Raw genomic sequence first — 22,680 nt, 5'->3', positions numbered from 1 at the left:
GCGGCTTCAGCGCGCCCGAACAAAGCAAGCAGAAGCCTAACCCGCTCGGACAGTCAAGAGGTGTGGCAGGCAGGCCATGCGCAGCCAGCCGCAGCGAGCCGCCAAGACGCGCGAAGCACTTCGGCGGTGTAGGACAGCGGCACGCCAGAACGCGCGCAGGCCAGGCGTTGGCTTGCCCAATTGTGTTTTGACTATTTGCCTGCACGGGCGCGTAAAATATCAGGTCCGCCCGGTCGGGCGGACTAACTCAGGGAGGATGTTATGAAGATGAATCGACGTAATGCTCTCGCCCTTGGTGCCACCTCGTTGTCAACCCCGCTATTGGTTGCATTGCCGACTCCGGTAGCGGCCAAGACCTACGGTCCGACTGATGGCAAAGAGATTTTTCCCGGCGTTCGGCTCGTTGAACTGGGAACACGAGACTCCCATATCAAGGGGTACAAGAAAATTGCCATGGAAGACGTCGTCTACCAGCCAAAGGCAACTAGCCCGCTCGGGGATGTCATGGCCGACGATATGGTCTGCACGGTCACTGAAGGCGAGCTGCAGGTCACGGCCGGAGACATGCAGTTCACGGCCAAAGAGGGTGACGTTTGGAGTTGCGGCAAGGGTAGCACGAAGGAGGCTGCTACGAACAACGGAACAGCGGTCGCAGTGATGCGGGTGATTAACCTGAAGGCTGCATGAAGTTACCCACACTCTGGCGACTGCAGACGCTCCAGCCGGCTTCGGCCGGCGGGCTTTTCCGGTGCGCCACGGCTGCGATTAAGGTCAGGGCGACTGCTTTATGGACGCCGCCATTTTGTCGCGGCGCTCTTTCTCGGCAGTGCTGTCTAGAGTTGTAGCTTGAAGTGTCGGCGTCGGCCTCGATGACCGGACATTTCTGCCGGCGCGCTGTGGCCAGCGCGGCGGCAGACTGAGGCCTTAGCGCACGGGCGAGCCGCCCTTCAGTGGTGGTGGGCGGAAACGCTCTTGACGTATTCGGACACCATTTCCTTCGGTGCAGACTGACTGACGTCGCCGACGCTAAGGATGCCGACCATTCGCATATTCTTGTTGATCACGGGCAACCTGCGGATTTTCAGTTCCTCCATGTGCCGTACGGCCTTGGCCAGATCGTCGTCTTCGCGGCAGCAGTGAATGCCGGCCGTCATGACATCGCGCGCCGTTGCGGTGCGGCCGTCGAAACCATCCTCCGCCAGTCCTTTGCAGACGATATCGCGGTCGGTCACCATTCCGATCAGTCGGTCGTTCTCTCCGATGGGAATCGATCCGATATCCTGGGCTCGCATCATTTTCGCCAGTTCGGTGACAGCGGTTTCGGGGCTGACCCAGTCGACACCCTTATGCATTGCGTCTTTGACTTTCATGGCGGACCTCCCTTGCTGGGTTGGTGAATGTCTCCCTGTCCCATTCTAACGCGGACGGGGTTTGGCTGCCAGAGGCCATCATCCAGACCCGCATTTTGCGGTGGTTGTCATGCGTCCATCTCCAGCCGATCATGTCCCGGCTCTTCGTGCCAGGATCACCTGCCGCAGGTCGCGTCGGTCCACGAGCGATTACGGTGCGATTATGGTGACAATGCACTAATTTCTTTTTGCCGCCTCCCTCGTTTTCCGGGTTTCACGGCTTTGCCGATTTGCTCGGCGATACTCTCGGCCCACGGGTGCATCGAAAACCGCGACATCGGCGACGCGGCAATACTCGATGAGCAGTTCTTGTGGGACGCGTCGGACGTGAAAACACTTTGGCTCGCCCGAACGGTGCTGGGGATGCGGCATACCAGGAACGCCGGCAAGGTGCACATTCGACCGGGGGCGACGGTAAAAAGTGCACTCACCGTAATTCTGATCTATACTCCGGACACCAGCGCGAACGCCTAGGCGAAGGGCGGATGAAGCGCTTGATAGAGTTCTCTTTTTAGTCATGGGGCGATGTTAAGATGTTAGCCTCCGACCTGACGAAATTCATCGAGCAGGATCATCTGGCTCTGGATGCCTTCGTAAAGGGCGATCCTGAGCCCCTAAAAAACCTCTACTCGCGACAGGACGACGTCATTATTGCCAATCCCTTTGGCCCGCCGGCGAAGGGATGGAGAAAGGCCGCTGAGACCATGGAACGGGCCGCCACCAATTACCGGCACGGCAAGGCCATCGGCTTTGAGCGCATCTCGGAGTATGCGACAGCCGATTTGGGATACATCGTCGAGGTCGAGCGGTTCCAATCCAAGGTCGGTAGTGGCAACAAACTGGTGCCGATTGCGCTTCGAGTCACCACCATATTCCGGCGCGAGGAAGGCGCGTGGAGGATCGTCCTTCGTCATGCCGATCCGATAACCTCGGCACGCCCGCCGACGTCCGTTGTCGGGGAGTAGAAGGGTTGCCGGAGAGGTTTTAGGAATTACGGTGACGGTGCTCTAATTTCTTTTCGCCGCGTGCCTCGTTTTCCGGGTTCTCACTTGCCGATTTCCTCGGCGATGCTCTCGGCCCACGGGTGCATCGAAAAACCGTAACATCGGCGACGCGGCAATGCTCGATGAGCAGTTCTTGTGGAACACCTCGGACGTGAAAACACTTTGGCTCGCCGGTACGGTGCTGGGGGATGCGGCAGACCGGGAACGCCGGCAGGGTGCATCATGAGGCGGGGGCGACATGGTAAAAAGTGCACTGTCACCGTAATTCCGTACGCTCAACTCTTGGTGTGCACTACCTCGTGCGAGATCTGACGCTGGTGAAAAGCGCCAGCGCAAAGCTCGAGGGGAATAAAAATTCCCAACCAAGTGCCCAACTGACGCTAGCGGGTCGGGTCTGAGCAGCCGGGAATGTGAGTGAAATCAAGTGGCTGGGGAACCTGGATTCGAACCAGGACTAACGGAGTCAGAGTCCGTGGGTCTACCGTTAACCTATTCCCCAGCAGGCGCTTGTCGCGCAGGGTGGGCCGCCAGGCAGCCGCGCGGCCCTTGTAGCCGCCGCCGGAAAATAGTCAACCCTGTGTCTGGGTTCAATCGTCGTCTTCCAGCGCCTCAATTCTCGCTGCGGCTGTATTGCGAGTGCTCGAAGAACAGCACCACACCGAGCGCGATCAGCAGCGGGATGATCAGGTAGAACAGCCGGAACACCAGCAGCGCCGCCAGTACGCCGACCTGGTCCATATGTGACAAGCCCGCAAGGAACACCACCTCGAACACGCCGAGCCCGCCTGGCGCATGCGAGATCTGCGCGATCGAGAACGACACCAGGAAGACGCCGAGCACGACGAAATAGCCGGGATTGCCTGTGGCGGGCAGGGCGAAGAAGATGACCGCCGCCGCCGCAAGCAGTTCGATCGGGCCGACCAGCAATTGCCGCGCCACGATCGGCAGCGCCGGATAATGCAGCTGAAAGCTGCCTATCCTCAGCGGCCTCAGATGCAGCCAGCTGCCGAAGACATAGGCCGCCACCACGAGCAGCATGGCAAGGCCGGCCGCCTGCGCCAGCCGGTGATGCGGCGTGCCGGAAAACCGGTCGATCACCTCAGGCTCGAGCAGCAGGACGATGCTTGAGACGAACAGCGTCGACAGCACGAAGGTGATCCAGCAGATCGCCACCAGAACGCCGACATCCTGGCCGGTCAGGCCCTTGGTGCCGTAGGCGCGGTAGCGGATCACCGCACCGGAAAACACCGAGCCGCCGATATTGTGCGACAGCGCGTAAGTGGTGAATGAGCAGAAGGTGACGAACAGCCACGACACTTTCTTGCCGATATGCAGCAGCGCGATGTGGTCGTAGCCGGCGAGCGAGGCATAGGCGACGACCGAGCTCAGCGCCGCGAGCACCCAGCCGCGCGCCGGGATGGCGACTATGCCGTCCCAGACATCGTCGAGCGAGATGCCGCGCAATTCGTGCAGCAACAGCCACAGCGAGAACACCACCGCGGCGATCCCGATGACGGGCCAGAAATAGCGGCTCCAGTTCATTGCCTGACGATCATGCGTTGCAGCCCGTACCCGTTGTCCGGTTCGCAGCAGGAAAACCGCCCGCGGTCCCGATTGGTTCATTTCAGAAATGCCTCATTGAAGCCGGCTATTCAACCGGGAAGGCGCGCTGTGGCGCTGGCGTCTTTCCTTCTCCCACAAGAAGGGGAGAAGGGATCACCAACGTCGCCGCCTTCATGCCGTCGGCAAAATTCGGCCCTTGCACTCTTGGTGATCCGGCCCGGCGCTGATAGTCTGGCCGCAACTTGAACATGTAAAAGCGCCTGCTGCGTCCGGTCTCCGGTTCGCGCGGCGCCGGAAGGAACGACAGTGGAAGACCACGAAGCCGGCGCTGGTGCGCCGGAAGTGGGCGTGTCCAGGGGTTCGCCGCCGCCATCCGGCCAGGCAAACCCAGCCGCCGGACGCTACGCCCGTCAGGTGCATCCCCGGTCCGGCAATGGACAGGCTGGCGACACGTCCCACGATCACAAGGGTCAGAACGGCCCGCATCAGAACGGCAAACCCAAGAAGCGGCGCAAGCGGCGGCGCGGGCGCAAGGTTTTCGCACGCGACGAGGCTCGTCCGGTGATAACAGGCACTTCGGTGCCCGCCGCCGGCGGGGCCCCGGCCGCTCGCCAGCCCCAGCCAGCGGCTTCGATCGCGCCCCAGTCCTCGATCGCGCAATCGGCTTCAATCGCGCAATTGCCTCCAGCCTTGCCAAGGCCGGGGCAAGGTGCCCGCACGCCGCCACCGCTGCAGGAATTGCCGGTGTTTGCCGCGCTCGACCTCGGCACCAACAATTGCCGCCTGCTGGTCGCGCTGCCGACGCGCCATGGCCAGTTCCGCGTCATCGATGCGTTCTCGCGCATCGTCAGGCTGGGCGAGGGCCTTACCGCCAATGGCCGGCTCGGCGAGGCTGCAATGGACCGCGCGGTCGAGGCGCTGAAGATCTGCGGCGACAAATTGCGCAACCGCAAGGTCAGGAAGGCCAGGCTGATCGCCACCGAGGCCTGCCGCACCGCCGCCAACGGCGTCGAGTTCCTCGAACGCGTCGAGCGCGAGGCCGGCCTGAAGCTCGAGATCATCGACCGCCAGACCGAGGCGCGGCTGGCGGTGTCGGGCTGCGGCTCCCTGGTCGAGCGCGACACGCAAGGCGTCGTGCTGTTCGACATCGGCGGCGGCTCGTCCGAAATCGCACTGATCGACCTCACCGGCCAACGCTCGCCAAGGCTCGCCAACCACATCGTCTCGTGGACCTCGCTGCCGGTCGGCGTCGTCTCGCTGGCCGAGCGTTTTGGCGGCCGCACGGTGACGCGCGAGATCTTTGGCGCCATGGTCGAGGATGTCGCAATACGGCTGCGCGCCTTCGACGGGCGCGACCGGCTGAGCCACCTCCTGTCCAGCCCGAAATTCCATCTGCTCGGCACCTCGGGCACGGTGACGACGCTTGCCGGCGTCCACCTCGATCTCGAACGCTACGACCGCCGCCGCGTCGACGGGTTGTGGATGGATCGCGACAGCGTCGACCGCATGGTCGAAAAGCTGGTCGGCTGGGATTTCCAGCAGCGCGTCGCCAACCCTTGCATCGGCGCCGACCGCGCCGACCTGGTTCTGGCCGGCTGCGCCATATTGGAGGCGATCCGTGCCGTCTGGCCGTCCGAACGGCTGCGCGTCGCCGACCGCGGCCTGCGCGAGGGCATACTGAGCGAGTTGATGGCCGATGACGGCGTCTGGCGCAACAGCGGGCGAGGCAGAGCATGATCCCGAAAAGTGGCTGCCGGTTTTCGGACAAGATCATGCTCAAACAAGTAATCAAGCAATGACCAAGAAACCGGAAAGACCGAGCTCCGCCGGCATTCGCGTGCTGAAGACGAAGATCAAGAAGAAAAGCGGCCTCAAGGAATCGTCGCGCCGCTGGCTGCAGCGCCATATCAACGATCCCTATGTCCAGCGCTCGAAGGCCGACGGTTATCGTTCGCGCGCGGCCTACAAGCTGATCGAGATCGACGACAAGCACCATTTGCTCAAGCCCGGCATGAAGGTGATCGACCTTGGTGCGGCACCCGGCGGCTGGTGCCAGGTCGCCGCCGCACGTACGAAATCTACCGCGGAACACCCGAACGTCGTCGGCATCGATTACCTGGAAATGGACGCGGTGCCGGGCGCGCCGGTGCTGCTGATGGATTTCCTCGATCCGCAGGCACCCGAAAAGCTGGCCGAGACGCTGGGCGGCCAGCCCGACATCGTGCTCTCCGACATGGCCGCACCGACCACCGGCCACAAACGGACCGACCACATCCGCACCATGCATCTTTGCGAGGTGGCGGCCGATTTCGCGCTGTCGGTATTGAAGCCTGGCGGACATTTCCTCGCCAAGACGTTTCAGGGCGGCGCCGAGAACGAATTGCTGGCGAGACTCAAGCGGAATTTCCGCTCGGTCCATCACGTCAAGCCGCCGGCCTCACGCGACGAATCGGTGGAGCTGTATTTGCTGGCGAAGGATTTTAAGGGCGGAAACGGCACAGCGTAAAAGTCGCTCTGTAGCGATCCTTCGCACCCCCCTCTGTCCTGCCGGACATCTCCCCCTCAAGGGGGGAGATCGGATGTCATCGCGGCCTTCGCAAACCTTCGACCGTGAAGAGTGAGTGCAGTGCCGAAGCTGCCAATCTCCCTCCTTGAGGGGGAGATGGCCGGCAGGCCAGAGGGGGGGTGCCGTCCCGCCGGCGGTGGAGGGCGCCACTCCTCAACTCCCCGGCGGGCTCACCGGCTCCAGCGTCTTCGGCGGTGTCAACCGGCCATGTCCAGACATGGCATTGCCGGCCTCCGGCGCCAGCCGCATGAACGACAGCGAGGCTGCCGCCGACACCGCCGCTACGATGAAGAAGGCGGTGTGGAAGTCGCTCAGCGTCAGCGGGCCGCCATGGATATTGGTCGACACTTCCAGGATGCCGCCGGCCAGCGCCACGCCGAGTGCGATCGCCAACTGCTGGAACACCGCCGTGATCGGCGTGGCCTTGCTGGTGTCGGCGGCCGAAATCTCGGCGTAGGCAAGCGCATTGATGCCGGTGAAGAACATCGACCGGATGAAGCCCCCGGCGAGCAGCATGGCGAGGATCAGCCCATAGGGCGTGTCGGGTGTGAACAGGCCGTTGATGGCGATGGACGCGGCAGCGATGAGCGAGCCTGAAATCAGCACCCGGCGGAAGCCGGCGACCCTGAAGATCAGGGCAGTGACGAATTTCATGCCTATGGCGCCGATTGCCGAGACGAAGGTGATCATGCCGGACTGGAACGGCGTCAGCCCGAAACCGATCTGGAACATCAGCGGCAACAGGAAAGGTACGGCACCAATGCCGATGCGGAACAGTCCGCCGCCGAGCACCGACGAGCGGAACACCCGATTGCGAAACAGCTCGAGCGCCAGCAGCGGATTCTTGGCGCGGCGCGCGTGCAGCAGGTAAAGCACCGCCGATGCCAGCCCGACGGCAACGGTGATAAAGCCGGCAACTGGCGGCAGAGCCGGCAGGCTGACCACCGACAGGCCGAACACGATGCCCGATGCCGCCAGCCCGCTCAGCACGAAACCGATGAGATCGAGCGGCGGCGTCTGCGCGGCGTCGGTCTTCGGCAGGAAACGCGTGGCCAGCCAGATGCCGATCAGCCCGATCGGCACATTGATCAGAAAAATCCAGTGCCAGGAGAAATAGGTCGTGATGAAGCCGCCGACCGGCGGGCCGACCAGGGGGCCGACCAGAGCCGGGACAGTCAGCCACGACATGGCGGCGACGAGCTCGCTTTTCGGCGTCGCGCGTACCAGCACCAGGCGTCCGACCGGCGTCATCATGGCGCCGCCAATGCCTTGCAGGAAACGTGACACCACGAAAGCCGGCAGCGAATTGGAAATGGCGCACGCGACCGAACCGACGATGAACACGGCGATCGCGGCACGGAAGACATTCTTGGCGCCGAAGCGGTCGGCCATCCAGCCGCTGATCGGAATGAAAATCGCCAGCGATACAAGATAGGCGGTCAGCGCCAGCTTGAGCGCGATCGGGCTGGTGTGGATGTCGATGGCGATCGCCGGCAACGATGTCGCAATGACGGTCGAATCCATGTTTTCCATGAATAGAGCGACCGCCAGGATAAGCGGAATGGTGCGGTTCACGATGGATCCGGCCTTGAAATGTGCGTCGCGATTGCTTGCCGGCCCTGGGGGCCAAACCGACAGGTAGGGCGGTTATCATGGCTTGGCCCGGATGTCGCATTAATTTGCTGTCACGTTTGTGCGACCGCAAGTCTCGCAGCCCCTGGGGCAAAATGCAGCTTCGCCACTACACAACCATCGGCTTTTCAACGGCCACGGGACGTGTTACGAGCCAGCGCCAATCCTGAAAGGGAAGAAGACGAGTCGGCGCTGTCCATCCAGGGCGAGCGCCTTTCCTGCATTCCGAGGGCTGGCCATGGCAAAAATCATCGAGACGTCCACCGGCGCATTGGCGCTGACCTTTGACGACGTGCTGCTGCAGCCGGGTCATTCCGAGGTCATGCCCGGCGAGACCGACATCCGCACCCGCATCGCCGGCGACATCGACCTCAACGTGCCGATCCTGTCGGCCGCCATGGACACGGTCACAGAGGCGCGGCTAGCCATCGCCATGGCCCAGGCCGGCGGCATTGGCGTCATCCACCGCAATTTCTCGCCGGCCGAACAGGCCGAACAGGTGCGGCAGGTGAAGAAGTTCGAGTCCGGCATGGTGGTCAACCCGGTCACCATCGGTCCCGAGGCGACGCTTGCCGATGCGCTGGGTCTGATGCGCACCTACAGCATTTCGGGCATTCCGGTGGTCGAGAACGGCGGCACCGGCGGCCACACGGTCGGCCGGCTCGTCGGCATCCTGACCAACCGCGACGTCCGCTTCGCGTCCGATCCGGCGCAAAAGGTCTATGAGCTGATGACCCGCGAGAACCTGATCACGGTCAAGGAGAACGTCGATCAGGACGAGGCCAAGCGGCTGCTCCATCAGCACCGCATCGAGAAGCTTGTTGTGGTCGATCGGGACGGCAATTGCGTCGGGCTGATCACGGTCAAGGACATCGAGAAGTCGCAGCTCAACCCGCACGCCACCAAGGACGCGCAGGGGCGCTTGCGCGCCGCCGCCGCCACCAGCGTCGGCGATGACGGTTTCGAACGGGCCGAGCGCCTCATCGACGCCGGCGTCGACCTTCTGGTGATCGACACCGCGCACGGTCATTCGCAGCGCGTTCTGGATGCCGTGACGCGGGCCAAGAAGCTGTCCAACTCGGTTCGCATCCTGGCCGGCAACGTCGCCACCGCGGAAGGCACCTTGGCGCTGATCGATGCCGGCGCCGACGCGGTCAAGGTCGGCATCGGACCAGGCTCCATCTGCACCACCCGCATCGTCGCCGGCGTCGGCGTGCCGCAGCTCTCGGCAATCATGTCGGCAGTCGAGACGGCGCAGAAATCGGGCGTTTCGGTTATTGCCGATGGCGGCATCAAATATTCGGGCGATCTCGCCAAGGCGCTGGCCGCCGGGGCCAGCGCGGCGATGATTGGCTCGCTGCTGGCCGGCACCGACGAGAGCCCGGGCGAGGTCTATCTGCATCAGGGCCGCTCCTTCAAAGCCTATCGCGGCATGGGTTCGGTCGGCGCGATGGCGCGCGGCTCCGCCGATCGTTATTTCCAGGCCGAGGTGCGCGACACGCTGAAACTGGTCCCGGAAGGCATCGAAGGGCAGGTGCCGTACAAAGGACCTGTGTCTGGCGTGCTGCACCAGCTTGCAGGCGGCCTGAAAGCCGCTATGGGTTATGTCGGTGGCCGCGACCTTGCCGATTTCCGCGAGCGCGCCACTTTTGTGCGGATATCCAATGCCGGACTTCGTGAAAGCCACGCCCATGACGTCACGATTACCCGCGAAAGCCCGAATTATCCTGGCGGAGCCTGACCGTCATGCGTCTTGGCGCAATCTGGCGGCAATGATCCTGCGGCTGTCGCGCCACGCGGCCGCACTCTGTGTCGCCACAGTGGCGGTTTTCATCATCATGACGGCGATGGAGTTCCTCTATTTTCGCCGATTGAGCGGCGGTCTGCCGTCGCTCGACATGCGCTATGCCGGTTTCACTCCGGATGAGGGCATGGCCTGGCTAACGGCTCTCGGCCGGCGCGGCAGCGAGATTATCCTCGTCTGGCATTACCTGACCTTCGACCTGCTGTTTCCGGCGCTGCTGTCGCTGACGATGGTCAGCCTGATCCTGGCCACGGGCCGGCGGCTGAAGAATTTCCATGCACTGCCTGCGCAAACGCAGGCGGCATTTGCAGCTGTGCTGGTGCTGCCGTACACGCTTGCCGACTATGCCCAGAACATCGCCGTGGCTCGTCTTTTGTCCGATTTTCTGTCGGCCAATCCGGATTCGCTATCCTTCGCCTCGGCGCTGATCGTCACCAAATTCGCCCTGCTGGCGATACCAGTGACCGTCATTGCGGCTTTCATTCTGATGGCTCAGAAACGGCCTTGAAGGCTGGGTGACAACGACAGGGGGCGTCTTGAACCAGACCGCGATCTTCTGGCCGATGCTGGCGCAGGTGCTGCTGGTCTATATCGTCTATGTCGTAATGGGCCGGCGCCGCCATGGCGCGGTCAGATCGGGCGAAGCCAAGACCCGCCAGTTCAAGACGCGCTCGACGGAGCCTGGGTCCAGTATCACCGTCGCCAACCATCTGAGCAACCAGTTCGAACTGCCGGTGCTTTTCTACGTCTTATGCTTGACGCTGCACGTGACCAATGGCGTCAATTATCTGACTTTGGCACTGATGTGGATCTTTGTCGTCTCCCGCTATCTTCACGCATCGGTCCACTTGACCAGCAATCGGCTAATCCTGCGCAGCAGGGCATTCTACCTGGGCGCGGTCGTTCTCGCACTTGGCTGGATATGGCTGGCGCTGCATCTGCTCGGCTTAGTCTGAGCAAGCTCAAGGCTACAAATCGAACACCGCGATCTTGCGCTTGTCGAACCTGATGGCGAGTTCGCCGCGCACCAGCTTGAGCGCGGCCTCGCCGAAGACGGCACGCCGCCAGCCTTGCAATGCCGGCACGTCGGCTTCCTCGCCCTCGGCAGCGATGCGGTCGATGTCGTCACTGGAGGCGAGTACCTTGGATGCGACGCCCTCCTTTTCGGCGACGATCCGCAGCAGCACCTTCAGCAACTCCGCAGCGGCGCTCGACCCCTCCGGCGGCTGGAAGCTCTTCGGCAGCTTCGGCATCTCTTCCCTGGGCAGGGCAAGGGCAGCGTTTACCGCGCCTAGCAGTGCCGTCGCCGTCGACGAGCGCTCCCAGCCCTTCGGCGTGGTACGCAGCTTGCTCAGCGCCGCAGCGTCGCGCGGCGCCTGCTGCGCCACTTCATAAATCGCATCGTCCTTGAGCACCCGGCCGCGCGGCACGTCGCGCTCGCGCGCTTCGCGTTCGCGCCAGGCGGCCACCGCCTGCACGATCGCCAGTTCCTGCGGCTTGCGCAGCCGCATCTTGAGCCGCTTCCAGGCATCCTCGGGATGCGGATCGTAGGTCTCGCGCGAGGTTAGCACGTCCATCTCCTCGTTCAGCCAGTGGGCGCGGTTTTCCCGCACCAGCTCGGCGCTGAGATGCTTGTAGACCTCGATCAGGTGGGTGACGTCGGCGAGCGCGTAGTCGAGCTGCTTTTCGGACAGCGGACGGTGGCGCCAATCGGTGAAGCGCGAGGACTTGTCGAGCCGCGCGCCGGTGATGCGCTGCACCAGCTGGTCGTAGGAAACGCTGTCGCCGAAGCCGCAGACCATTGCCGCGACCTGGGTGTCGAACACCGGATGCGGCACAAGATCGCCGAGATGCACGATGATTTCGATGTCCTGCCGCGCCGCGTGGAAGACTTTGACGATCGCCTCGTTGGCCATCAGCCTGAAGAACGGTTTCAGGTCGATGTCGGGCGACAGCGGATCAATCAGCGCCGTCACCCCGGGCGCTGCCATCTGGATCAGGCACAGGATCGGCCAGAAGGTCGTTTCGCGAATGAATTCGGTATCGACGGTGACGAATTCCGCCTTTTCGAAAGCGGCAATAACGGTCTCGAGTTCTTTCTGAGTGGTGATGACGTGCATCAAATCGCTTTTGGCAAGGGATAGGGTCTCTTTCAATTTCAGCCGCGCGCGCTTTCGTCAAGCGCAAGCACCTCTATCCAGGCTTTGCGGGTTCATCGGGATCGGCATTCCGCTTCGCCAACCGGGCAAAAACCGTAGACGTGCGCAACAGCGCCGTAAAACGGCTGCGATGGGTGGCCGGCACGGCGGAGCGCGCCTGCATCCGGTAAAGGATGACGGCCACGAAGATCGCATAGACGGTGGCGCTGAACACGAACAGCGCGCTCGGCCCGAAAAATTGCATCACCGTCGAGGCTGCAAACGGCCCGCCGATGGCGCCGAAGGAATAAAACAGCATCAAGGCAGCGTTGATCAGCACGAACTCGCCCTTGTCGGCGCGGTCGTTGGAATGCGCCGCCGACAGCGAATAGAGCGGCATGGCGAAGCAGCCGAAGATGAAGACGAGCAGGAAGTTGAGGAACGGGCTGCCGCCTGCCACGAATGCCAGGGCCAGTGCCGCCACCATCGCACAGCACGTCGTCATCAGCAGCACCGAGCGCCGGTCCCAGCGGTCGGAGAGATAGCCGAGCGGGTATTGGATTATAGCGCCGCCGAAAATGCCGACGCTGACGAAGGTGACGACGTCGGCGACCGACATGCCGATCTGCTCGGCATAGACCGGCGACAGGGTGCGGAAGGCGCTGTTTGTGACGCCGACGGCGATACAGCCGAAGCAGCCGAGCGGCGAGATCCGCCAGACGCGCGCCAAATCGAGCTTGACGTCGTCCGGCGGCGTCGGATTGGAGCGGTCGCCGAGCGACACCGGCACCAGCGAAACGGTGATCATCATCGACATGATGGCGAAGATGGCAAAGCCGCCGGCGCCGAAGATCGGGATCAGGAACTGGGCGCCCGTCACCGAGCCGATGTCGACCATCCGGTAGATGGCAAGCACCCGCGCCCGGTCGGTGTTGGTGACGCCGGAATTCAGCCAGGCTTCCATTATTGTGAACAAGCCGGCGAAGCAGAACCCGCCGGCAAAGCGCACGGCGCACCACATCACCGGATCGATGACAAGCACCAGAAGCAGCGTCCCCGCCGAGGCGATCGCCGCCAGTGCCGAAAAGGCGCGCACATGGCCGACGGACTTCATGATGCGCGTCACGGCAAGGCAGCCGAGCAAAAAGCCGGCGAAATAGAACGTGCCCATCAAGCCGATCGACGAAGCGGGAAAACCCTCCTGCGCACCACGCAGCGCAATCAACGTGCTCTGCAGGCCGTTGCCGCCGAGCAGGATGCCGGCGGCGATCAGGAGGGGGATCAGCGGGCGGATGGAAGACATGAAGGAAAGCCTGTCGTTGATCCCTTCTTGAACCATCGCCTTCGCCAATACCAGCGGCAATTCCCGGCGGCGTTGGGGCCAGCGGGGGGCTGCCGCGTGGCGCCGGACCCTCCGTGTTGGAACCAAGGCGTATCTTTGTAGTTCAGTGCTGGTGGGGCGAATACGCGTCTTGTGAGCTGGCGGTGTGCGGAGACGGTGTTGGGCATCGATGTGGTTTCTGCTGCCCGGCCTGAAGCTCCAAAGGGAGGTCCGCCGTCATGAAATTTCATCCCGCATTTGCGGCATTTGCCATGGCCGCAGTTCTGGCAGCCGGGCCGGCGCGGGCTGTCGACCTCGCCATGGTATCCGGCGATACCGGCAACGGCCAGAGAATCCTTCGCGAGATCCTCGATCAATACGAGAAGAAGACCGGCAATAAGGTTAGCGTCGTTCCGCTGCCTCCCTCGGCGACGGACCAGTTTGGCCAATACCGGCTCTGGCTCGCCGCCGGAAGCAGCGACGTCGACGTCTATCAAACGGACATCATCTGGGCCCCCCAGCTTGCAAGGCAGTTCATCGACCTGACCGAAGCGACCAAGGATGTCGTTGGCACCCATTTCCCATCGATCATCAAATCGCAGACCGTGGACGGCAAGCTGGTCGCCTTGCCGATATTCACCGACGCTCCGGCGCTCTACTACCGCAAGGATCTCCTCGACAAATACGGCGCCAGGGTCCCGGCCAACTGGGCTGAACTTGCCGATACCGCCAAGCTTGTCATGGACAAGGAGCGCGCGGCCGGCAACAAGGACATGTGGGGTTTCGTTTTCCAGGGCAACGCCTATGAGGGGCTGACCTGCGATGCACTCGAATGGGTGAAGTCGAACGGCGGCGGCCAGATTATCGAGCCGGACGGCACGATCTCCATCAACAATCCGCAAGCAGTTGCGGCGCTGGAAATGGCGAGGAGCTGGGTGGGAACCATCTCGCCGCCCGGCGTTCTGGCCTATCAGGAAGAAGAGTCGCGCGGAGTCTGGCAGACCGGCAACGCCGTCTTCATGCGCAACTGGCCCTATGCCTACGCGCTTGGCAACAGCGAAAGCTCCCCCATCAAAGGCAAGTTCGAGGTGACCACGCTGCCGCCGGGGTCGGGCGAGGGCGCCCGCCCGGCAGCAACGCTTGGCGGCTGGAATCTCGCGGTTTCCAGATATTCGAAGAACCCGGATGCAGCGATCGATCTGGTCAGATGGATCGCCTCGCCGCAGATGCAGAAGTACCGCGCCTTGAAGGGGGCATATCTGCCGACCATCCAGGCACTCTATGACGATGCCGACATCGCCAGCGCCCAGCCGGTGATTCCGCGCTGGAAGGAAGTCGTCCTCAACGCGGTGCCGCGTCCCTCGGCCCAAGCCAAGAGCAGGTACAATGAGGCATCGAGCGAGTTCTGGACCGCCGTCCACAACACCATTTCCGGCGAGGGCACGGCCGCCGACAACCTTGCCGATGTGGAGTTCTCCTTGACCAGGCTCAAAGGCACCGCCTGGTGACCTCGCCGCGCTCAGGCTCGATGCTGGCGCGTCAGCGTGCGCGCTCGGCATGGCTGCTGCTTGCCCCGACGCTCATCGTGCTCGCCGCCGTTGCCGGCTGGCCGTTGATGCGCACGATCTATTTCGGCTTCACCGATGCCTCGCTCGCCGACCTCGAAGCCCGCCGCTGGGTTGGTTTCGCCAACTATTTCTCCGTCGTGCAAATGCCGAGCGGCCGCGTCATCTACGACGGGCTGCTCGCCGATCCGGTCTGGTGGCGCGCCGTCTGGAACACCGTGCGCTTCGCGGTGATTTCGGTGACCTGCGAGACGGTGCTCGGCATGATCGTCGCGCTGGTGCTCAACACCAGGTTTCGCGGCCGCGGCATCGTGCGCGCCGCGATTCTAATCCCTTGGGCCATCCCGACGATTGTGTCGGCTAAGATGTGGCAGTGGATGCTCAACGACCAGTTCGGCATCATCAACGACGTCCTGCTCAAGCTCGGCCTGATCAGCACAAAAATCGCCTGGACGGCCAGCGCCGACACGGCGATGGTCGCCGTCCTCGTTGTCGATATCTGGAAAGCGACCCCCTTCATGGCGCTTCTCATTCTCGCCGGCCTCCAGATGCTTCCACAAGAAATCTACGAGGTCGCCAAGCTCGACGGCGTCGGCGCGTGGAGAGTTTTCTGGAGGATCACCTTGCCGCTCATCCGACCGGCGTTGATGGTGGCCATGATCTTTCGCGGTCTCGATGCCCTGCGCATCTTCGATCTGATCTACGTGCTTACGCCAAACAACATACACACCAAGTCGATGTCGGTGTTTGCCCGCGAGAGCCTGTTTGAGTTCGACAAGTTTGCCTACGGTTCCGCCGCCTCGACGTTGCTCTTCCTTATCCTCGCTCTGCTGACCATGCTCGTTCTTTGGCTCGGCCGGATAAGACTGGACAAGGACTATTGATCATGGGGGACCACTGACCATGTGGATCGTCAAGCGCACGGCTTTCTACCTCCTCGTCGCCGTTATCGTCGTCGTCGCGGTGTTCCCGTTCTACTATGCCATCATTACCAGCCTGAAATCGGGGACGGCGCTCTTCCAGATCGACTATTGGCCGACGGCGATTACCTTTAGCAACTACAGGACCGTGTTCACCGAGGGGACCTTTTTGCGCAATCTCGTGAACTCGCTGTTCATCTCGAGCGCCGTCGTCTTCATTTCGCTGTTCCTCGGCATCACCGCTGCCTATGCGCTGGCGCGCATCCGCTTCAGAGGCCGTTCGGCGCTGCTCCTCATCATCCTGTCCGTCTCGATGTTCCCGCAATTGGCGGTGCTTGCCGGGCTTTTCGAGCTAATCCGCATCTTCGGCCTCTACAATTCGCCGTTCGCGCTGATCTTGTCCTACATGATCTTCACCTTGCCGTTCACCGTCTGGGTGCTCACCGCCTTCGTTCGCGACCTGCCGATCGAACTGGAGGAAGCGGCGATCCTCGATGGCGCCACGCCCTGGATCATCATCAGCCGCGTCTTCCTGCCGCTGATGTGGCCGGCGCTGGCGACCACCGGGCTCCTCGCCTTCATCGGCGCTTGGAACGAGTTCCTGTTCGCCCTGACGTTTACCTCCAGCAACGAGCAGCGAACCGTGCCGGTGGCGATAGCGCTGCTCTCCGGCAGCTCGCAGTTCGAGATCCCGTGGGGCAACATCATGGCCGCATCGGTGATCGTCACCGTGCCGCTCGTCATCCTTGTCCTGATCTTCCAGCGCAAGATCATCTCCGGCCTCACGGCGGGCGGGGTGAAGGGGTGAGTGCATAGTTGAACTGCCGGCACAGAGCAGCGAACTCAGATTGACGCCTCTGGCATAAATTGATGCCGGTGGGATAGGGGCGGGAAGAACGCGAACTCGACCCAGCCGCCGCTTGCCTTGACAAATGCACCCTCTCATGTGCTTTTCGCGCAAATTTTCAGGCTGGGCCATCATGCCTCGGCCGCAACCCAACATCCGGACTTTAAGAATGACAATGCATCGTTACCGCAGCCATACCTGTGCCCAGTTGAGGAAGGTCGATGTCGGCTCGACCGTTCGCCTGTCGGGTTGGGTGCATCGCGTGCGCGACCATGGCGGACTGCTGTTCATCGATTTGCGCGACCATTACGGTCTGACCCAGATCGTTGCCGATCCGGATTCGCCTGCCTTCAAGATCGCGGAGACCTTGCGTGGCGAATGGGTCGTCCGCGTCGACGGCGAGGTCAAGGCGCGCCTCGCCGACACCGTGAACCCCAATTTGCCGACCGGCGAGATCGAGATTTTCGCGCGCGAGATCGAAGTGCTGTCGGCGGCCAGGGAATTGCCGCTGCCGGTCTTCGGCGAGCCGGACTATCCGGAGGACATCCGCCTCAAATACCGCTTCCTCGACCTGCGCCGCGACACGCTGCACAAGAACATCGTGGCGCGGACGAAAATCATCGCCGAGATGCGCAAGCTGATGGGCCAGGTCGGCTTCACGGAATTCTCGACGCCGATCCTGACCGCCTCGTCGCCGGAAGGGGCGCGCGACTTTCTGGTGCCGTCGCGCATCCACCCCGGCACTTTTTATGCGCTGCCGCAGGCACCGCAGATATATAAGCAGCTGATCATGGTGTCCGGCTTCGACCGCTACTTCCAGATTGCGCCCTGCTTCCGCGACGAGGACCCGCGCGCCGACCGTCTGCCGGGTGAATTCTACCAGCTCGACGTGGAGATGAGCTTCGTCGAGCAGGAGGATGTGTTCACCACCATGGAGCCGGTGATGCGGGGGGTGTTCGAGACCTTTGCCGCCGGCAAGCCAGTGACGGAGAAGTTTCCGCGCATCGCCTATGATGTCGCCATGCGCAAATACGGCACCGACAAGCCGGACCTGCGCAACCCGATCGAGATGCAGGCCGTCTCGGGTCATTTTCGCGACTCTGGCTTCAAGGTATTTGCCAACATCCTTGCCAACGATCCGAAGGCCGAGGTCTGGGCCATTCCGGCCAAGACCGGCGGGTCTCGCGCCTTCTGCGACCGCATGAACTCATGGGCGCAAGGCGAGGGCCAGCCCGGCCTCGGCTACATCTTCTGGCGCAAGGAGGGCGAGAAGCTTGAAGGCGCCGGGCCGCTGGCCAAGAACATCGGCGAGGAGCGCACCGACGCGATCCGACAACAACTCGGCCTTGCCGATGGCGATGCCGCCTTCTTCGTCGCCGGCGATCCGAAGAAGTTCGTCTCCTTCGCGGGAGCGGCGCGCACCCGCGCCGGCGAGGAGCTCAATCTTGTCGACCGCGACCGCTTCGAATTGTGCTGGATCGTCGACTTCCCGTTCTTCGAATGGAACGAGGAGGAGAAGAAGATCGATTTCGCGCACAATCCTTTCTCGATGCCGCAAGGCGGCATCGATGCGCTTAACGGCGAGGATCTGCTCGGCATCAAGGCGTTCCAGTACGACATGGTCTGTAACGGTTTCGAGATCGCCTCCGGCGGCATCCGCAACCATCTGCCCGGAACCATGGTCAAGGCGTTCGAAACCGTCGGGCTGGACCGCGCGACAGTCGAGGAGCGCTTCGGCGGCCTTTATCGCGCCTTCCAGTATGGCGCGCCGCCGCATGGCGGCATGGCGGCCGGCATCGACCGCGTCGTCATGCTTCTGGTCGGCGCGAGGAACCTGCGCGAAGTGACCATGTTCCCGATGAACCAGCAGGCCTACGACCTGTTGATGAGCGCGCCGTCGGAAGCCAGCCCGCAGCAGCTTCGCGAATTGTCGCTGCGCGTGGTGGCGACGAAGAAAGAGGTTTAGAAAACGCTCCGAACCGGTGCCGTTGATTCATAAAAAAGCCCGGCAGCGCTGCCGGGCTTTTTGCTTGAAGCCTGTCTCGGTCAGTCTTGGTTTGCCGTAACCGTCACGCCGAGCGTTTTCGGCAGGTCGAGCGGGTTGGACATGGCGCCCGCCATGATCAGCGCGAACGGCACCGCTGCCGGCGGCTCGGCCGAGACCTCGATGCTTTGCGGATCGTCGAGGAACTTGTTGACCGCGGCCGAAACCTGCGCGGTCAGTTCCGGATTGTTGAGCTGCGCCATGCCGAAGGGCACGATCGCCTTGGCCTGGTTGGCAATGTCCTTGCCGGACATGCCTTGCTGCTTGCCGGCATAATCGAGCACCTTTTTGGTCAGCGAATCATCATCGAAGCGGATCGAGGCGCTGTTGAACGAAAGCTGCTGCAGCAGCCCGAGCATGGCCATGCCTTGCGCCGAATTGTCGGCGCCTTCGGGCTGCGCCGCCATCTTCTTCTGCATCTCCTGCAGTGATTTGATGACGTCCAGCGTGTAGCCGCCGAGATCGAAGGTCATGCCGAGCGTGCCGGCATTGTCGACCGATATTTCGTATTTCGACAAGTCCATCCTGCCGTCGGTAGGCTGCCAGGTGCCTTCCATCTCAAGATTGCCCGATATGTTCTGGTAGCCGAGCGCGTTGATGACTTCCTTGGACTTCGGATCTTCGACCAGTGTCAGGTCGGCAGTGAATTTTTCCGTGGTGCCGGAAAACGCCAAGGCCTTGCCGTCGGCCGGCGGCGTGATTGCGATGGCAAGCCCGTCCATCGAGAAAGCGGTCTTGTCGGCCACCTTGACGGTCATGTTGTCGAGCTCGGCCGATTTGTAAATCATCAGCGAGCCCAGCGGGCCGCTTGCGCCTTCGGCCGGAACCGTCATGTCGTGGATGACGAAGGGGCTGAGATTGAGCGTGACGCCATCCTCGCTATGTTCGAACGGCGACGTCGACACGGTCGCGATTTGATAGCCACCATTGGCTTCGGTCACCCCTTCGAGCTTGACGTCGCCGATCTTGAGCGCCTCCTTTTCGGCCGCCGGTTTGACCGCCACGCCTTGCAGAACCATGCTGGAGGTGTCGCCGGTTACTCCGGTCCAGGAGAGGTCGACACCCTGGGCGGCGAGGGCAGCCTTCAGCCGGTCGGCGACCGCGGTATCCTGCGCGAATGCCGCATTCAGCGGCAGCGTCAGCAAAAAGGTCGAAAAAGCCAGTCTTTTAATAAGTGTCGAGTGCCTGATCGTCATCGAGAGCTCCCCTGAGAGTGTCCTGAAATTCTTTTCAAATCGTCGCGTCGTCACCATTCGGCGACGAACTGGACCGGAAAAAGGCGGGCCTCGGCACAATGATCGAAAATCGCGGCTAAAGGCAAACCCGATCCATCAGGCTTGCGATAGAAGCAGGATGTAACGGGTTGATGTTGGCCGGCGTCGCGACGCTCCCAATTCCCGTTGCATAATGGATGTCGCGCAAAGTGTGCAGCGGTTTTGCGATGACGACATGCATCAAAACAAGGACCTAAAGCGTCGCATGAGGCCGGTCGAACGCGACGCGCTTTAGGAGGAGGCATACTGGTGCCTCTTGCCGCGAATCACCCGCTCGGCTAGTGCCAGCCCATGGGAAAAAGGCTTTTGCCGCCCGAGAGTGGCGGCGGCGACAATATCGAGCCGGTCGATCTGAAGAAGGCGCTGGAAGAGCGCTATCTCGCCTACGCGCTGTCGACCATCATGCATCGGGCGCTGCCGGACGTGCGCGACGGATTGAAGCCGGTGCATCGTCGCATCATGCATGCTATGCGCTTGTTGCGGCTCAACCCCGACCAGGGTTTTGCCAAATGCGCCCGCATCGTCGGCGAGGTGATGGGCAAATTCCATCCGCATGGCGACCAGTCGATCTACGACGCGTTGGTGCGGTTGGCGCAGGATTTTTCGATGCGCTACCCGCTGGTCGACGGGCAGGGTAATTTTGGCAATATCGACGGCGATAACGCCGCCGCCATGCGCTACACCGAAGCGCGCATGACCGAAGTGTCGACGCTGCTTTTGGAAGGCATCACCGAGGATGCGGTCGATTTCCGCCCGACCTACAACGAGGAAGACGAGGAGCCGGCGGTGCTGCCCGGCGCCTTCCCGAATCTGCTTGCCAACGGCTCGTCCGGCATTGCCGTCGGTATGGCGACCTCGATTCCGCCGCACAATGCGGCCGAGCTTTGCGACGCCGCGCTTCACCTGATCGATCATCCGGATGCGCCCGTCACCAAGCTGATGGACTTCGTCCAGGGGCCGGATTTCCCGACCGGCGGCATCATCGTCGACAGTCGAGCCTCGATCCTCGAAGCCTACGAAACGGGTCGCGGTGGCTTTCGCGTCAGGGCGAAATGGAGCCAGGAGGATCAGGGCAGGGGCACCTGGAACATTGTCGTCACCGAAATTCCCTATGGCGTCCAGAAGGCCAGGCTGATCGAAAAGATCGCCGAGCTCTTGATGGCACGCAAGCTGCCGCTGCTCGAGGATATCCGCGACGAGAGCGCCGAGGACATCCGCGTCGTGCTGGTGCCGAAGAGCCGCTCGGTCGATCCCGGCATCATGATGGAATCGCTGTTCAAGCTGACCGAGCTCGAAAGCCGCTTTCCGCTCAACATGAACGTGTTGTCGCGCGGCAAGGTGCCGAACGTGCTGTCGCTGAAAGGTGTGCTCAAGGAATGGCTGGAGCACCGCCGCGACGTCTTGATCCGCCGCTCCAAGCACCGCCTCGGCGAGATCGAGAGGCGGCTGGAGATCCTCGCCGGCTATTTGATTGCCTACCTCAACATCGACGAGGTGATCAGGATCATCCGCGAGGAGGACGAGCCCAAGCAAGTGATGATGGCCCGCTGGTCACTCACCGACACCCAGGCTGAAGCCATCCTCAACATGCGTCTGAGGGCGCTGCGCAAGCTCGAGGAATTCGAAATCCGCGAGGAATTCAATGGTCTGACCGGCGAGAAGAAGCAGATCGAGGCACTGCTTGCGTCCGACGCCAAGCAGTGGGCGACGATCAAGTGGGAAGTCGCCAATGTTCGCCAGAAATACGGGCCCGAGACCGACATCGGCAAACGCCGCACCGAGTTCGCCGACGCACCCGAGCATGACCTGACCGATATCGCCCATGCCATGATCGAGCGCGAGCCGGTCACTGTGGTCGTTTCGGAAAAGGGCTGGCTGAGGGCCATGAAAGGTCATCTGACCGACCATTCGGCCCTGACCTTCAAGGAAGGCGACAGCCTCAAGCTCGCCTTCCATGCCCAGACCACCGACAAGGTGCTGGTCTTCACCACCGGCGGCAAGTTCTACACGATCGGCGCCGACCGGCTGCCCGGCGGGCGTGGCCATGGTGAGCCGATCCGCATCATCGTCGACATGGACAACGACCAGGATATCGTCACCGCCTTCGTCCATGATCCCAAGCGCAAGCTGCTGCTGGTGTCGCATGACGGCAACGGTTTCATCGTGCCGGAAGAAGAAGTCGTCGCCAACACCCGCAAGGGCAAGCAGGTGATGAACGTCAAGGCGCCAGACGAAGCCCAGCGCTGCGTGAGCGTCGCGGGCGACCATCTCGCCATCGTCGGCGAGAACCGCAAGATGCTGGTGTTCCCGCTGGCCGAGATCCCGGAGATGGGGCGCGGCAAGGGCGTGCGCCTGCAGAAGTACAAGGACGGCGGCGTCCTCGACCTCAAGACCTTCACGCTCGCAAGCGGCCTGTCCTGGCAGGATTCGGCAGACCGCACCTTTACCAAATCGCGTGACGAGCTTGCCGAATGGATTGGCGCCCGCGCCTCGGCCGGCCGCATGGTGCCGAAGGGGTTCCCGCGCACGGGGAAGTTCGGGTGAAGCGGTATCTCCCCCCTTGAGGGGGAGATGTCGCCGAAGGCGACAGAGG

The 22,680-nt window shown here is 62.4% G+C and carries 18 protein-coding genes and 1 tRNA gene; 12 read left to right on the top strand and 7 right to left on the bottom strand.

What is annotated here, in order from left to right; translation table 11 throughout:
- Positions 1–261: 261 nt before the first annotated feature.
- A complete protein-coding gene (locus NKH78_RS21885; protein WP_352703178.1) occupies positions 262–687 on the top strand; it encodes a hypothetical protein in 426 nt (141 codons plus the stop codon).
- Between the two features lie 260 nt (positions 688–947).
- On the opposite strand, the gene NKH78_RS21880 is transcribed toward NKH78_RS21885, so the two are convergent.
- Positions 948–1,370 (bottom strand): CBS domain-containing protein, encoded by a 423-nt coding sequence (locus tag NKH78_RS21880; RefSeq protein ID WP_352703177.1) that lies wholly within the window; start codon positions 1,368–1,370, stop codon positions 948–950.
- Positions 1,371–1,942: 572 nt separating this feature from the next.
- Between NKH78_RS21880 and NKH78_RS21875 the strand changes: the two genes are divergently transcribed.
- Positions 1,943–2,374, top strand: coding sequence for a YybH family protein (locus tag NKH78_RS21875; protein ID WP_352703176.1), 432 nt, complete (start codon positions 1,943–1,945; stop codon positions 2,372–2,374).
- 464 nt (positions 2,375–2,838) lie between these two features.
- On the opposite strand, the gene NKH78_RS21870 is transcribed toward NKH78_RS21875, so the two are convergent.
- A tRNA-Gln gene (locus NKH78_RS21870) sits at positions 2,839–2,912 on the bottom strand.
- Positions 2,913–3,022: 110 nt separating this feature from the next.
- A complete protein-coding gene (locus NKH78_RS21865; RefSeq protein ID WP_352703382.1) occupies positions 3,023–3,955 on the bottom strand; it encodes a lysylphosphatidylglycerol synthase domain-containing protein in 933 nt (310 codons plus the stop codon).
- Positions 3,956–4,282: 327 nt separating this feature from the next.
- On the opposite strand from NKH78_RS21865, the gene NKH78_RS21860 reads away from it, so the two are divergent.
- Together NKH78_RS21860 and NKH78_RS21855 are read left to right on the top strand one after the other, a co-directional pair.
- Positions 4,283–5,713 carry a Ppx/GppA phosphatase family protein gene (locus NKH78_RS21860; RefSeq protein ID WP_352738256.1) on the top strand — a complete coding sequence of 477 codons (1,431 nt, stop codon included), beginning with the start codon at positions 4,283–4,285 and terminating at the stop codon, positions 5,711–5,713.
- Between the two features lie 58 nt (positions 5,714–5,771).
- Complete coding sequence (locus NKH78_RS21855; protein ID WP_254817516.1) at positions 5,772–6,482, top strand: RlmE family RNA methyltransferase; 711 nt, start codon at positions 5,772–5,774, stop codon at positions 6,480–6,482.
- Between the two features lie 213 nt (positions 6,483–6,695).
- On the opposite strand, the gene NKH78_RS21850 is transcribed toward NKH78_RS21855, so the two are convergent.
- On the bottom strand, positions 6,696–8,117 hold the full coding sequence (locus tag NKH78_RS21850) for an MFS transporter (RefSeq protein ID WP_352778005.1): 1,422 nt from the start codon (positions 8,115–8,117) through the stop codon (positions 6,696–6,698).
- A gap of 295 nt (positions 8,118–8,412) precedes the next feature.
- Between NKH78_RS21850 and guaB the strand changes: the two genes are divergently transcribed.
- From guaB to NKH78_RS21835, 3 genes are read left to right on the top strand one after another with little or no spacing between them, the layout of a single operon-like run.
- Positions 8,413–9,915: an IMP dehydrogenase gene (guaB, locus tag NKH78_RS21845; RefSeq protein WP_352458563.1), complete on the top strand. Its 1,503-nt coding sequence runs from the start codon at positions 8,413–8,415 to the stop codon at positions 9,913–9,915.
- 31 nt (positions 9,916–9,946) lie between these two features.
- On the top strand, positions 9,947–10,486 hold the full coding sequence (locus tag NKH78_RS21840; protein ID WP_352738260.1) for a hypothetical protein: 540 nt from the start codon (positions 9,947–9,949) through the stop codon (positions 10,484–10,486).
- Between the two features lie 28 nt (positions 10,487–10,514).
- Entirely contained in the window at positions 10,515–10,934 is a 420-nt protein-coding gene (locus NKH78_RS21835; protein ID WP_352738262.1) for an MAPEG family protein, read from the top strand.
- Between the two features lie 12 nt (positions 10,935–10,946).
- On the opposite strand, the gene rnd is transcribed toward NKH78_RS21835, so the two are convergent.
- Together rnd and NKH78_RS21825 are read right to left on the bottom strand one after the other, a co-directional pair.
- Complete coding sequence (rnd, locus tag NKH78_RS21830) at positions 10,947–12,098, bottom strand: ribonuclease D (RefSeq protein WP_352506534.1); 1,152 nt, start codon at positions 12,096–12,098, stop codon at positions 10,947–10,949.
- Positions 12,099–12,171: 73 nt separating this feature from the next.
- The gene (locus NKH78_RS21825) at positions 12,172–13,419 is read right to left on the bottom strand and encodes an MFS transporter (RefSeq protein ID WP_352689404.1); all 1,248 of its coding nucleotides are present in this window, start codon (positions 13,417–13,419) and stop codon (positions 12,172–12,174) included.
- Positions 13,420–13,676: 257 nt separating this feature from the next.
- On the opposite strand from NKH78_RS21825, the gene NKH78_RS21820 reads away from it, so the two are divergent.
- From NKH78_RS21820 to aspS, 4 genes are all read left to right on the top strand, one after another.
- A complete protein-coding gene (locus NKH78_RS21820) occupies positions 13,677–14,945 on the top strand; it encodes an ABC transporter substrate-binding protein (RefSeq protein WP_352506532.1) in 1,269 nt (422 codons plus the stop codon).
- Positions 14,946–14,965: 20 nt separating this feature from the next.
- Entirely contained in the window at positions 14,966–15,886 is a 921-nt protein-coding gene (locus tag NKH78_RS21815; protein ID WP_352883983.1) for a carbohydrate ABC transporter permease, read from the top strand.
- A 19-nt stretch (positions 15,887–15,905) separates the two neighbouring features.
- Positions 15,906–16,730, top strand: coding sequence for a carbohydrate ABC transporter permease (locus tag NKH78_RS21810; protein ID WP_352820779.1), 825 nt, complete (start codon positions 15,906–15,908; stop codon positions 16,728–16,730).
- A 214-nt stretch (positions 16,731–16,944) separates the two neighbouring features.
- Positions 16,945–18,735 carry an aspartate--tRNA ligase gene (gene aspS / locus NKH78_RS21805; RefSeq protein ID WP_352883980.1) on the top strand — a complete coding sequence of 597 codons (1,791 nt, stop codon included), beginning with the start codon at positions 16,945–16,947 and terminating at the stop codon, positions 18,733–18,735.
- A gap of 80 nt (positions 18,736–18,815) precedes the next feature.
- Here aspS and NKH78_RS21800 read toward each other — a convergent pair whose 3' ends face one another.
- Positions 18,816–20,009, bottom strand: a complete 1,194-nt coding sequence (locus tag NKH78_RS21800; protein ID WP_352820780.1) for an aq_1923 C-terminal domain — start codon at positions 20,007–20,009, stop codon at positions 18,816–18,818.
- A 369-nt stretch (positions 20,010–20,378) separates the two neighbouring features.
- On the opposite strand from NKH78_RS21800, the gene parC reads away from it, so the two are divergent.
- The gene (gene parC / locus NKH78_RS21795) at positions 20,379–22,631 is read left to right on the top strand and encodes a DNA topoisomerase IV subunit A (RefSeq protein ID WP_352506530.1); all 2,253 of its coding nucleotides are present in this window, start codon (positions 20,379–20,381) and stop codon (positions 22,629–22,631) included.
- The last annotated feature ends 49 nt before the right edge of the window (positions 22,632–22,680 follow it).

This window comes from Mesorhizobium sp. M0910 (assembly GCF_040319465.1).
GTDB lineage: Bacteria > Pseudomonadota > Alphaproteobacteria > Rhizobiales > Rhizobiaceae > Mesorhizobium.
Note: the sequence above shows the minus strand (reverse complement) of the source record. Positions and strands in the feature narration are given on the sequence as shown.

Excerpts from the sequence above, each read along its gene's own strand:
- NKH78_RS21885 (WP_352703178.1), top strand. The coding sequence starts at position 262 with ATGAAGATGAATCGACGTAATGCTCTCGCCCTTGGTGCCACCTCGTTG.
- NKH78_RS21880 (WP_352703177.1), bottom strand. The coding sequence starts at position 1,370 with ATGAAAGTCAAAGACGCAATGCATAAGGGTGTCGACTGGGTCAGCCCC.
- NKH78_RS21875 (WP_352703176.1), top strand. The coding sequence starts at position 1,943 with ATGTTAGCCTCCGACCTGACGAAATTCATCGAGCAGGATCATCTGGCT.
- NKH78_RS21865 (WP_352703382.1), bottom strand. The coding sequence starts at position 3,955 with ATGAACTGGAGCCGCTATTTCTGGCCCGTCATCGGGATCGCCGCGGTG.
- NKH78_RS21855 (WP_254817516.1), top strand. The coding sequence starts at position 5,772 with ATGACCAAGAAACCGGAAAGACCGAGCTCCGCCGGCATTCGCGTGCTG.
- guaB (WP_352458563.1), top strand. The coding sequence starts at position 8,413 with ATGGCAAAAATCATCGAGACGTCCACCGGCGCATTGGCGCTGACCTTT.
- NKH78_RS21840 (WP_352738260.1), top strand. The coding sequence starts at position 9,947 with ATGATCCTGCGGCTGTCGCGCCACGCGGCCGCACTCTGTGTCGCCACA.
- rnd (WP_352506534.1), bottom strand. The coding sequence starts at position 12,098 with ATGCACGTCATCACCACTCAGAAAGAACTCGAGACCGTTATTGCCGCT.
- NKH78_RS21825 (WP_352689404.1), bottom strand. The coding sequence starts at position 13,419 with ATGTCTTCCATCCGCCCGCTGATCCCCCTCCTGATCGCCGCCGGCATC.
- NKH78_RS21820 (WP_352506532.1), top strand. The coding sequence starts at position 13,677 with ATGAAATTTCATCCCGCATTTGCGGCATTTGCCATGGCCGCAGTTCTG.
- NKH78_RS21815 (WP_352883983.1), top strand. The coding sequence starts at position 14,966 with ATGCTGGCGCGTCAGCGTGCGCGCTCGGCATGGCTGCTGCTTGCCCCG.
- NKH78_RS21810 (WP_352820779.1), top strand. The coding sequence starts at position 15,906 with ATGTGGATCGTCAAGCGCACGGCTTTCTACCTCCTCGTCGCCGTTATC.
- aspS (WP_352883980.1), top strand. The coding sequence starts at position 16,945 with ATGCATCGTTACCGCAGCCATACCTGTGCCCAGTTGAGGAAGGTCGAT.
- NKH78_RS21800 (WP_352820780.1), bottom strand. The coding sequence starts at position 20,009 with ATGACGATCAGGCACTCGACACTTATTAAAAGACTGGCTTTTTCGACC.
- parC (WP_352506530.1), top strand. The coding sequence starts at position 20,379 with ATGGGAAAAAGGCTTTTGCCGCCCGAGAGTGGCGGCGGCGACAATATC.